10 protein-coding genes and 1 pseudogene are annotated in these 11333 nt (G+C 66.8%); 10 read left to right on the top strand and 1 reads right to left on the bottom strand.

Features of this window, described 5'->3' with window-relative positions:
- Positions 1 to 95 precede the first annotated feature (95 nt).
- The 6 genes and pseudogenes from DOU54_RS28120 to DOU54_RS14820 all read left to right on the top strand — a co-directional run.
- Positions 96 to 197 (top strand): annotated as a pseudogene (locus DOU54_RS28120) (antirestriction protein ArdC); the annotation flags it as partial.
- A 259-nt stretch (positions 198 to 456) separates the two neighbouring features.
- Complete coding sequence (locus DOU54_RS14840; RefSeq protein WP_113731488.1) at positions 457 to 1866, top strand: tyrosine-type recombinase/integrase; 1410 nt, start codon at positions 457 to 459, stop codon at positions 1864 to 1866.
- The gene (locus DOU54_RS14835) at positions 1863 to 3704 is read left to right on the top strand and encodes a site-specific integrase (RefSeq protein ID WP_113731487.1); all 1842 of its coding nucleotides are present in this window, start codon (positions 1863 to 1865) and stop codon (positions 3702 to 3704) included. Before DOU54_RS14840 ends, DOU54_RS14835 begins: the two co-directional genes overlap by 4 nt.
- A complete protein-coding gene (locus DOU54_RS14830; RefSeq protein ID WP_225246938.1) occupies positions 3704 to 5866 on the top strand; it encodes a hypothetical protein in 2163 nt (720 codons plus the stop codon). Before DOU54_RS14835 ends, DOU54_RS14830 begins: the two co-directional genes overlap by 1 nt.
- Positions 5863 to 6303 (top strand): hypothetical protein, encoded by a 441-nt coding sequence (locus DOU54_RS14825; protein ID WP_113731485.1) that lies wholly within the window; start codon positions 5863 to 5865, stop codon positions 6301 to 6303. The genes DOU54_RS14830 and DOU54_RS14825 overlap by 4 nt, the downstream gene beginning before the upstream one ends.
- 215 nt (positions 6304 to 6518) lie before the next feature.
- Complete coding sequence (locus DOU54_RS14820) at positions 6519 to 7421, top strand: ArdC family protein (protein ID WP_113731484.1); 903 nt, start codon at positions 6519 to 6521, stop codon at positions 7419 to 7421.
- A gap of 41 nt (positions 7422 to 7462) precedes the next feature.
- Here the strand turns inward: DOU54_RS14820 and DOU54_RS14815 are convergent, their stop codons facing one another.
- The gene (locus DOU54_RS14815; protein ID WP_113731483.1) at positions 7463 to 7891 is read right to left on the bottom strand and encodes a MerR family transcriptional regulator; all 429 of its coding nucleotides are present in this window, start codon (positions 7889 to 7891) and stop codon (positions 7463 to 7465) included.
- Positions 7892 to 7976: 85 nt separating this feature from the next.
- On the opposite strand from DOU54_RS14815, the gene DOU54_RS14810 reads away from it, so the two are divergent.
- From DOU54_RS14810 to merBA, 4 genes are read left to right on the top strand one after another with little or no spacing between them, the layout of a single operon-like run.
- Positions 7977 to 8402, top strand: a complete 426-nt coding sequence (locus DOU54_RS14810) for a mercuric transporter MerT family protein (RefSeq protein WP_113731482.1) — start codon at positions 7977 to 7979, stop codon at positions 8400 to 8402.
- 21 nt (positions 8403 to 8423) lie between these two features.
- The gene (locus DOU54_RS14805) at positions 8424 to 8711 is read left to right on the top strand and encodes a heavy-metal-associated domain-containing protein (protein WP_113731481.1); all 288 of its coding nucleotides are present in this window, start codon (positions 8424 to 8426) and stop codon (positions 8709 to 8711) included.
- Position 8712: 1 nt separating this feature from the next.
- Complete coding sequence (locus DOU54_RS14800; protein WP_113731480.1) at positions 8713 to 8961, top strand: mercury transport protein; 249 nt, start codon at positions 8713 to 8715, stop codon at positions 8959 to 8961.
- On the top strand, positions 8958 to 11198 hold the full coding sequence (gene merBA, locus DOU54_RS14795) for a bifunctional organomercurial lyase/mercury(II) reductase MerBA (protein WP_113731479.1): 2241 nt from the start codon (positions 8958 to 8960) through the stop codon (positions 11196 to 11198). Before DOU54_RS14800 ends, merBA begins: the two co-directional genes overlap by 4 nt.
- Positions 11199 to 11333 lie beyond the last annotated feature (135 nt).

Below are 11333 nucleotides of genomic sequence, written 5' to 3'. Positions count from 1 at the left end.
GCGTGGCCGATAGGAGAAGTCTCATCCTTGAAAATCGGCCATGCGGCATAATCGGACTTACGGCATAATGGGTCTTATGCCGATATCGGCATAAAACGCACTGGACTGCGGCGGAGCATCGCGTTGGACGTGACCTGTCGCGCTATGCGAAGGACCGGACCGAGCGGGCACGGGAAGAACTTATTGCCTTATCCTGACACTGTGATCCTGTCTCAGAATCAGGCATGGGGAGGCATCATCGACGGTTCCGGTGAGGCTCTTCAGACGTCCGAGTCAAGCGTTCCCGCAGCGTAAGCGAGGACAACGCTTGACGCGGCGGCGACTCCACAAGCTTGTTCATGGGGTGCAGACAAAGTCCTGCACCCCTGCCACGTGGCGAACGGGAGAGCGCGAGGGGAACCCCTCGCATTCCAAACAAAAAAGTTGCGCCGAAGGCGCTCCGTTCAGGTATCGTGCGTGCAGTTATATTTTACCGACCTTGGCGCTGTTTCGCGCCCGCTTTCCATAGATGGTTTCGTAGTGAACATTGCGCTCGACACGGCCGAGCGCAATGGGCTGACCGACGGCATGCCGTTCATCCTGATGGATGACGGCAGCTATGATCTCGATCTCAACCGCTTCCTCCGCGCCTGTCCCACCATGGGCGCCCGCTCGCCGAACACGTGGCGCTCCTACGCACGGGATATTCTCGTCTGGGCGCGCTTTCTCGCAGAGCGGCGCGACGGCAAGTCGGTCTGGCAGGCCGACCGACACGATGTGGTAGCCTTTCATCGGGCACGGCGCCTGTCGGACGCCGCCTACCGCATTTCGGCGTCAAGCTGGAATCGGAGCATTGCTGCACTCGACAAGCTTTATCGCTGGGCCGTCGAGGAGGAGGTCATCACGACCTCGCCCTTCGGCTACGGTGTCGCGCTGCGCCGGGGCGCGGGCACGCGCACCATGGTGGCGGTCGCGACGAACCGGGCACGCGAGCGTGCGGCACGTCGGCACGATACTCGATACATTGACCTCGGCCGCTACCTGCTTTTTCGCGACGTCGGGCTGAGAGGACGTCTGCCCGACGGCTCCGAGGACCCGGCGTGGCGTGGCCGCAACGGCGAGCGGAATGCGCTGTTCGCCGAGCTTCTCGTCACGACCGGTTTGCGACTGACCGAGGCCGGCAGCCTGCTCCTGACGGAGCTTCCACACCCGGCCGAGCCCGGATCGCGCTCAGTTCCGTTCGATCTTCCCGGTCCTATCGCGAAGGGCGGACGACCCCGGCGGATCCGCATTCCCTGCAGAGTGTTGAGGATGATCGCCGACTACATCGATCTCGAGCGCACCATCTCCGTCTCCCGGTCCGAACCGGCGGTGTCCGATCCGCTCTGGCTGATGCCGGAAGACAGGAAGGCAAGAGACGCCGCTGGCAAGCGTGTTCGCCTCGACCGGCTGACACCACGCGAACGTCGGCGCGTGCTGGTCGGCGCTCCCGGGGCGGCGCAGCATGCCTTGCTCTGGCTGACCGAAGGCGGCCAGCCTGTGCCCTCGGCGACATGGGAAGCTGCCTTCCGCCGGGCCTGCGCCCGTTGCCGCCGCTTCGGCATCGAGATCGACGTGACGCCGCATACCTTGCGGCACACCTTCGCCGTCAACATGCTCTCCATGCTGATCCGCGAGCAGATCGGTACGGTGTTCGATCCGCAGGACCGGCACAGTGCAGGCTACCGGCGGATCCTCGGCGATCCGCTGCAGAAGCTCCAGCATCTCTTGGGACACGCGAGCGTGACCAGCACCTACATTTATCTCGATAGTCTTGCCGAAGCACAGGAACTGGTCGACGCAGCCGCCGATCGCTGGGCCGACGATACGGCTGGTGATGCCACATGATTGCCGCGACGATTGCTTCAGTGCGGTGGCCGGGCCGCCGTGCGCTCTTTCCCGAGGCGCTGCCCGACCCCGTGGGCGAGGCCACCGCGGCGATCGCGTCGCTGCGTTTCACCGTCACCCTGGTGGATCGCACAAGGACGATCGATCTGACGATGCTCAGCGGCCGCATGGCGTTGGCCCGGAGTTTTGCCGGTGCTCTCTGGCGCGCCTGCCAGGTCGGCGGTCCGGCCGGCTCGATCTCGACGGCCTCCGCCTATGCCAATGCGCTCAAGATGTTCTGGCGGTATCTCGATGCCGTCAGTCCCCACGTCGTTCGCTTGTCCGACGTGAGCGCCACCTGCATCGACGGCTTCGATGCCTGGATGGAGGAGAGCGGCTTGCACCCCAATCACCGGCTGCAAAGGATGAGCAAGGTGCTCAACCTGCTGCGGCTCGCCGAGGCCGCGGAGCCCGGCTACCTGCCGCCGGATGCCTCGCGACGGCTGATGTACACAAGCGACCGATCGGGCGTGCGCGCCCGGCCGCGCGATGCCTATGGCGACGATGTCGCCACGGCGTTGCGGACCGCTGCACGCACAGATCTCGCCGCCATCATCCGCCGTTTCGCCGACGCAGATCGGATTCCAACGGTCGAGGATGCCGAGCGCAGCAGCACTCTCGCGGGGGCACACGCGGCGGCCATGGCGGCGATCGATGCGCAAGGCGTCATCGGGCACAGACACGCTCTCTTCAAGCGGCTCTACACGCTCCGCCGTGAGAGCGGCCTGCCGAACGATCGCCTGATCCACGATCTGCATGGCCGCCGGCACCTGCTCGCCGCCGACCTCGTGCCGCTCATCGTCCTCATCTCGCTCGACACCGGGCTTGAGATCGAGGCGATCAAGGGCTTGCGGGCCGACTGCCTGAAGAATCCGGCGGGTGGCTATGTCGAGATCGAGTATTGCAAGCGCCGGGCGCGCGGCGCCGAGTGGAAGCGACTGCGCGTGCGCGACGGCGGTTCCTCGACGCCGGGCGGTCTGATCCGCAAGGTGCTGCAGTGGACCGGCCCGACGCGAGACCGGCTCGGCGCCGACACGCTCTGGGTCCACTACGCCTGGGGCCGCTTAATCCCGCGCGTTCTCAGCATGAAGGAGCCTGTGGCTTCATGGACCCGCCGGCACGACATCCGCGATGAACAGGACCAGCCCCTTCGTCTCAACCTGACGCGCCTGCGCAAGACTCACAAGGCGGCATGGTATCGGCGCACGGGGGGCCAACTCGATCGCTTCGCGGCCGGCCACACCATCGCGGTTGCGGCCAATCACTACGCCGACATTCCCGCACTTCGCCATGTCCACGAAGCAACGGTTGCCGACGCCATGAGCGACGCACTTGACGCCGCCTTGCGCCCCTGCGTGCTGTCGCCGGACGAGGAAGCGGCCGCCCGGGTCGATCCGGATCGAGCAATGGGGCTCCCCGTTGCCGGCGCCGCCGCTGTTGCCGCATTATTGGGCGGCGAGCAGGACGTCTGGCTCGCCAGTTGCGGCGGCTTCTACGCGAGCCCGTTCGGCACAGAGGGCGAAGCCTGTCCGTCGCCCTTCTGGGGCTGTCTCGAATGCAGCAACGCGGTGATCACCGGCCGCAAGCTGCCCGCGCTGCTGTCGTTCCTCAGCTTCATCCGGACGCAGAGACAAGCGCTCACCGAAGCCGACTGGACGACGAAGTTCGGCCGCGTTCATGGCCGGATCGCCGATCAGATCCTGCCCCGGTTCAGCGAATCCGAGATCGATGAGGCGCGACAGGCCGCGGCCGCGGACCCGAGGCTGATCTACCTGCCGCCTGAAGCGGGAGCGCCATGATGCCGGCGCCGATCATGTTTCCAATACGGCCTTCTTTGCCCTCGGCCATGTACGGCAACGAGGAGCCCGTGCTCGCCGGCGTCGCGGTCAGGGAGGATACCGACCGCGCGCAGCTTCCCCGTTTCGGGGATGATCACTGGGATTTGAGCGCCGCCATCTTTCGGGTGAATGCTCGTTACAGCAATTACCGGCTCAACTTCGCCCGCATCGCCGATCCGGTCACGCGCCGTCTGGCAAAGGAGTATGTAATCGCCCGTCTGCGCATCCACGTGTCGGGATATCGTGCGCCCTGCGGGGCAACCTCGGCAATCCGGCTTCTGCGCTACATCCAGCACTTTGCCGCGTTTCTTCGGACGCAGCTCGGCGCCGTCGACCTCGGCCGAGTCGACCAGGCTCTGCTCGACGCGTATCTGGTGTATGCCCGCGATGGCGGCCGGAGAACGCCGCATGAGACGGTGAAGTACGTCGAGGTGCCGATCGACCTGCACCACCTGACGCCGTGGCTGACCGGCGGCGGCATCGGTTTTCTGCCGTGGCGCGGGCGCGCCGCGCACCGCGTCGCCGGCCGACCGCCGGCACCCGCCGAGAACGCCACGCCACGCATTCCCGAACCGGTCATCGGCGCCATGCTCCGCTGGGCGCTCAAGTATGTCGAGGTCTACGCGCCCGATATTCTCGCAGCGAGGGCGGAGCTGGACGCTCTCGAGGTCCGCTGCGCCCGCCTGATGGCGCACGATGCGCGGACCGGACGGGCCGTCGCCGGGACCTATCGGGCACGCGTGGCAAAGTGGCTCGACGCGCGCCGGGCTGCCGGCCGGGGTATCCCAATCTGGGAGCGCGCGCCCAACGCCGCCCGCCGGATCGATCCGCTAACCGGCCAGGAGCTGCCACCCTACAATCTGCACTTGATGCGGCTGCACGCCGGCGCGCCGGAGAGCGGCCGCGTCAGCCAGTCCGAGGCGACCGCGCAATTGATCGAGGAGATGGCTGCCGAGTTCGGAACCGAGGTTGGCGGTCTCGACACGCCGATCTCCGTCGATCCGGACACCGGCCTGCCATGGCGCGAGCGCTTCGACGGCCTCAGTCTCGCCCGCGAGGAGCGGATGCTGCAGGGCGCCTGCTATCTCGTCTGCGCCTATCTCACCGGTATGCGCGACAGCGAGGTGCAGGCCATGCAGCCGGGCTGCGTGTCGCCGGTGCGTAGCGCCGACGGCCTGGTCGAACGCTATCGGGTGCGCAGCACCGTCTTCAAGCGCCATGGCCCGCGCGGCGTGACGGCCGATTGGATCACCATCGAGCCCGTCGCCCGCGCCGTCGAAGTGATGGAGGCCTTGTCGGCGCGCAATCGCAAGGAGAAAGGATTGTCGTCCTTGTGGGTGACCCTAAAGGACTGGCCCTGGAGCGCCGATCACCTCGGCATAGGTGCGGCGCCGACGCTCAATCTTTTCCGCGACGGTCTCGATGCGCGTTCGCAAGACGGACCGGTCATCCCGCGCATTGGCGACGAGCCCTGGAAGTTCACGACGCGGCAGCTGCGTCGCACAGTTGCCTGGTACATCGCCAACCGGCCGTTCGGCACCATCGCGGGCAAGATCCAGTATAAGCACGCCTCCGTCGCCATGTTCGAGGGCTATGCCGGATCAAGTCAGGCTGACTTCCGCCTCGCCGTCGAGCGCGAGCACGCACTCGGTCAACTCGACGATATCGTCGCCCATTACGAGGCGTTCGTTCGCCAGGAGGGTCCGGCCGGACCGGGCGCGATGCGACTGCAGCGGGAGTTTGCTCGCGTGCAGGACGAGCTTGGCGATCTGCCCGGCAGGATCATGGATCGCAGACGGCTACGCACCATGCTAGCCCATCTCGGCCGTACACTGCATGTCGGCCTCCTCAACGACTGCCTCTTCGATGCGGCGACCGCCCTCTGCCTCACCGGCTCCCCGGTTTCCGAGCAAACGGCGCCGGTCCTGTCCCGATGCAGTCCCGATCGCTGCCCAAACGCCTGTCTGACCGCCCGGCATCGCGAGCCGTGGCGGGCTTCGATCGCTGAGGGCGAAGGGCTGCTGGCCGACCGGCGCCTGTCGCCGTTGCAACGCGAAGCCATCACCCGCGACAACGAACGCAAGCGCCGGCTCATCGCACCTCTGATAGAGGGCGGAGCATGAGCGCGCTCGGCGCAAAGAGCGAAGCGGCGCTGCGGGCGGCGATGGCGCGGCTGCTCGATGGTCGCCCCGAACGCACCGATGGCGCGCTCACCGTCTCCAACCTCGCGCGTGAAGCCGGCGTCAGCCGCGCGACGGCGAACCGTGCGGTCGGTCTTCTCGCCGAGTTCCGTGCCGCCGAAGCGCGCCACCGGCGATCCTCCCCGAGAGCCCTCAAGGAGCGCGTCCGCGTGCTCGAGGCCGAGCTGCGGGCCGTGCGCGGCGCCGAGATGGCCGAACTGCGCGGCCTCGCCCGCACGCTCGCCCAGCACATCCAGGTACTGACGTTGCAGGTCGCCGAGCGGGATGCGGTGATTGCTGGTCTGCAGGACGAGCTTGACCGATCGCGCAGGGCCAAGGTTGTCCCCCTGAAGCGCTCGCCGCGAGACGACGCCGGCTGAGAGCGGCGCATCATCCGGGCCGTTCCGGGCGCGCCGATCATGGTCGGCACCTCCTTAAGCTCGCCCGTCGAGGCAGGGCTCGGGTGTGGCAGACGCTGCCAGCCCATCAACCCTGTTCCGCACCAGCACCGAGAACAGGGTGTGACGGGCCGGCTTCCCGCGTCTGCCCTTGCCGCCTCGCCCTCGACGGAGAGGGCGAGCTGAAGGAGGCACCCATGACCACAGATCGCAACCGCGACACTCCAACCGATATCTACGAGCGCGTCACCAGCCAGATCATCGCCGCCATCGAGGCCGGCGCTGGCGACTACCGGATGCCCTGGCATCACGACGGATCGGCCATCGCCACGCCCGTCAACGTCGCCTCAAGCAAGGCTTATCGCGGCGTCAACATCCTCTCGCTCTGGGCCGCGGCGCAGGCTGCTGGCTATCCCGCCGGCATCTGGGGCACCTACCGCCAATGGCAGGCGCTCGGCGCCCAGGTTCGCAAGGGCGAGCGCGGCCACCTTGTCGTGTTCTGGAAGACCACCGACCGGCACGGCGAGGCGGACTCCCAACACGGCGACGAGGATCGAGACGAGCCCGCCCGGCGCATGTTCGCCCGCGGCTACACCGTCTTCAATTGCACCCAGGTCGATGGCTACACGCCGCCATCGATGCCGGCGCTGCCCCAGGCCGAGCGGATCGAGCAGGCCGAACGGTTCTGCGCCGCCCTCGGCATCGACATCCGCCACGGCGGATCACAGGCCTACTACCGCCCATCTACCGACCAGGTGCAGATGCCGGAGTTTGCTTCCTTCCGCGACGCGGTCGCCTACTACGCCGTGTTGCTCCATGAATGCGGCCACGCTTCCGGCGCCAAGCATCGCCTCGACCGCGATCTTTCCGGACGGTTCGGTTCGGCCGCCTACGCCATGGAGGAATGCACGGTCGAGCTCTTGAGCGCGATGATCTGCGCCGATCTTAACCTCAGCGTCGAGCCGCGTCCCGATCATGCCCGCTACATTGCCTCCTGGCTCGAGGTGCTGCGTTCCGACTCGCGCGCCATCTTCACCGCCGCGAGCAAGGCGCAGCAGATCGCCGATTGGATGCACGCGCGGCAGACCGGCGCTCGCTAGCACGAGGTCCGGGGCGCTGCATAGGCGCCCCTCAAACTCGATCAGTTGACAGTTCGCTCCTGGAACAGCGTCTCGATCAGCGGACATTCCGGGAGCGTGCCGTCGCCGCATTGGGCAACGACGCCCTTGAGCACCCGCTCCATGCGCCTCAGGTCGGCGATCTTCGCCCGGACGTCAGCAAGGTGGACGGCAGCGACGTCGCGTGCTTCGGCGCAGGGCCGGTCGCGCTCGTCAACGAGACGCAGCAGCTCACGGATTTCATCTAGGGAGAAGCCGAGCTCGCGCGCCCGCAGGACGAAGCGAAGCCGCCGCTCATGCGTGCCGTCATAGCTTCTGTAACCCGCCGTCGTGCGCGGCGGCTCGGGCAGAAGGCCGACCTTCTCGTAATAGCGCACCGTCTCCAGATTGCAGCCCGTCCGCCGCGCGAGCTCGGCCCGCTGCATGCACTTCACGCCGGCTTGATCGCGCATCGCAAAAACCCTCTTGACCCTGTAGTTGCTACAGACTGCACATTAGCGCCTGGACAGGAATTCGGCAAGGAAAGCGAGTCCCGACATGAATGCATCGCGACATGGACCAGCAGACATTGCACCGACTGTAGCGAAGCTGACGACGCCCGAGCAGAATGAGGTCCGGCGGCAGCGCCTGGTCGCAGTCGGCGGTATTCTCGGCGCCATCGGCGCCTCGTCCTGCTGCATCATTCCACTCATCCTGTTCAGCCTCGGCATCGGCGGCGCCTGGATCGGCAATCTGACGGCGCTCGCACCCTACAAGCCCTTCTTCGTCGCTGGGACGACAGGTGTTCTCGGCTATGGCTTCTACCTCGTCTACTGGAAGCCACGGCGAGCCTGCGCCGACGGCGAAGCCTGCACACGCCCCGCCCCCAGCCGCCTCGTCCAGATCGGACTCTGGATGGCAACGGTTCTCGTCGCGGCTGCCTTCGCCTTCGACTACGTCGCTCCGCTGCTGCTTTCCGCCTGACACCGAGAGGAGACCCATCTCATGAAGAGTTTGAGTGTTTGCACCCTGATCGGCTCGCTGATGCTTGCCCCGGCCGCCTGGGCTGGCGAGCGCACCGTCACCTTCGCCGTCGACAACATGACCTGCGCCACGTGTCCCTACATCGTGAAGACCACGATGGCGGCGGTCCCCGGCGTCGCGAACGTGACCGTCTCCTTCGAGGCGAAGACCGCAACCGTGACCTTTGACGATGCAAAGACGAACCCGGACGCGATCGCGGCCGCCAGCTTGAAGGCCGGTTATCCGGTCCACCCGAAGCAGGGCAGCTAAGATGACTGACCCCGCTCTTGTCCGTGCAGGCACGATCGGCGCGGTCCTCGCCGCGATCTGCTGCGCGGCGCCGCTCCTCGCCGTCGGTCTGCCCCTCGCCGGTCTTGGCGCCTGGCTGGCCGGTATGGGTCTGTCGATGCTTCCGTTGATGGTCGCCGGCCTCGCTCTTCTTGCGTGGGGCCTTCATCATCGCCGGGAGAGAGCTGCGGCCTGCGAGACAAATAATCACAAGGAAGGCAAGAAGCCATGAACGACTGCTGCGCATCTTCCCCCTCTCGGGGCAAAGCTGTCATTTCTACGCCTGCGACACCGCCGAGCTTTGCTGTGCGGCCGGGCGTGACGTTTCCCGACTGGTCGGCGGCCACGTCGATCACAGTGAAGGACGCTCTGCTCGCCATGGTCGGCTCCGACCATGTGCTCAATCGCTGGAGCGGCTATGATGCCGCCGCGGATCGCGTTCGCGTTGCGCTGTTGCAACTCTATGCCGAAGACGGACGAGCCCCGAGCAGGAGCGCGCTTGCGGAGCGTGCCGAACTCAGCGAGACGACCATCCCGTCCCTGCTCGAAGAACTGCGTCGGCGCGACCTCGTCGTCCTCGACGGCGAGCGGATCGTCGGCGCCTATCCCTTCACCGACCGGGAGACGGGCCATCGGGTCACGCTGGACGGACATGTTCTCAACTCCATGTGCGCGGTCGACGCGCTCGGCATCGGCGCGATGACCGATCGCGACATCGCGATCGCTTCGTCTTGCCGTCATTGCGGTGCCCCGATCCGGATCACGACGCGCGAGCGAGGACGGGCGGTGGCCGCCGTCGCGCCGTCGACGGCCGTCATGTGGCAGAGCGTCCGCTATGAAGACGGCTGCGCGGCGAGCTCGCTCTGCGCGACGACCGCCTTTTTCTGCTCGGACGAGCACCTTTCCGCCTGGCGGGACGAGCGCTCCGCCGATGAGCCGGGGTTCAGGCTGTCGATCGAGGAAGGACTGCAGGCTGGCCGCGCCCTGTTCGAGCCGAGCCTCGCCGGTCTCGATGTGGCATCAAAGAGCACGACGGTCGCCAACCGCCCCCTCCGCATCAACGGCCGCAATGGCGGCGCCTACGACCTCGTCGTGATCGGCGCCGGCTCGGCCGGCTTCTCTGCCGCGATCACGGCCGCCGATCAGGGTGCCCAGGTGGCGCTCATCGGCAGCGGCACCATCGGCGGCACCTGCGTCAATGTCGGCTGCGTGCCATCGAAGACCCTGATCCGCGCCGCCGAGACACTTCACAACGCGCGCGTGGCAGCCCGTTTTGCCGGAATCACGGCGGAGGCCGAACTGACCGACTGGCGCGGAACCATTCGTCAGAAGGACGCGCTCGTTTCCCAGTTGCGCCAGGCCAAGTATGTCGATCTGCTCCCCGCCTATAACGGCATCGCCTATCGCGACGGGCCGGCGCGTCTCTTCGACGGCGGCGTCGAGGCTGACGGTGCGCACATTCCCGCCGGCAGGATCATCATCGCTACCGGCGCGCGGCCAGCCGTGCCGGCTATCCCCGGCATTGAGGCCGTGCCGTATCTGACCAGCACGACGGCGCTCGACCTCGACGAACTGCCGCGCTCGCTGCTCGTCATCGGTGGTGGCTATATCGGCGCGGAGCTCGCCCAAATGTTCGCCCGCGCCGGCGTGCAGGTAACGCTCGTCTGCCGCTCGCGACTGTTGCCTGAGGCCGAGCCGGAGATCGGCGCGGCGCTGACGGGGTATTTCGAGGACGAGGGGATCACTGTCGTCTCCGGCATCGCCTACCGCGCGATCCGCAAGACCGAGGGCGGCGTTTCGCTGACCGTCACGCGCAACGGCCAGGAGATTGCGATCGACGCCGATCAGGTGCTGATTTCCACAGGACGCGCGCCCAATACCGAAGGCCTTGGCCTTGCCGAGCACGGCATCGCCATCTCGCCGAAGGGCGGCATCGCCGTCGATGACCGCATGCGCACGACCACGGCCGGCATCTACGCCGCCGGCGACGTCATCGGCCGCGACCAGTTCGTCTACATGGCCGCCTACGGCGCCAAGCTCGCGGCGAAGAACGCCCTCAACGGCGACAGCCTGCGCTACGACAACAGTGCCATGCCGGCCATCGTCTTCACCGATCCGCAGGTGGCGAGCGTCGGGCTGACCGAGACTGCGGCACGTGCCGCCGGACATGCCGTTCGCGTCTCGATGATCGGTCTCGACCAGGTGCCCCGTGCGCTTGCCGCCCGCGACACTCGTGGGCTCATCAAGCTCGTCGCCGACGCTGGCAGCGGTCGCCTCCTCGGCGCGCACATCCTCGCGCCGGAAGGCGCCGACAGCATCCAGACCGCGACGCTTGCGATCCGGCAAGGCCTCAGCGTCGACGATCTGGCGGACACGATCTTTCCGTACCTCACCACCGTCGAAGGCCTGAAGCTCGCGGCGCTAGCCTTCGACAAGGACGTCGCCAAGCTGTCCTGCTGCGCCGGTTGAATAGTGGTAAAGGGCCTCTGAGCACCCCTCGAATCTGTCTCACGCGCCGAGATCGATCGGAAGCGCGTGTGTTTTCAGGAAAATGACGCCGCAAAATCCGTCTGAGACAGCTTGACTGTTCAGATAAGTCGCGGA

It is taken from the genome of Agrobacterium sp. MS2 (genome assembly GCF_003261015.1).
GTDB classification, from domain to species: domain Bacteria; phylum Pseudomonadota; class Alphaproteobacteria; order Rhizobiales; family Rhizobiaceae; genus Agrobacterium; species Agrobacterium pusense.
Note: the sequence above shows the minus strand (reverse complement) of the source record. Positions and strands in the feature narration are given on the sequence as shown.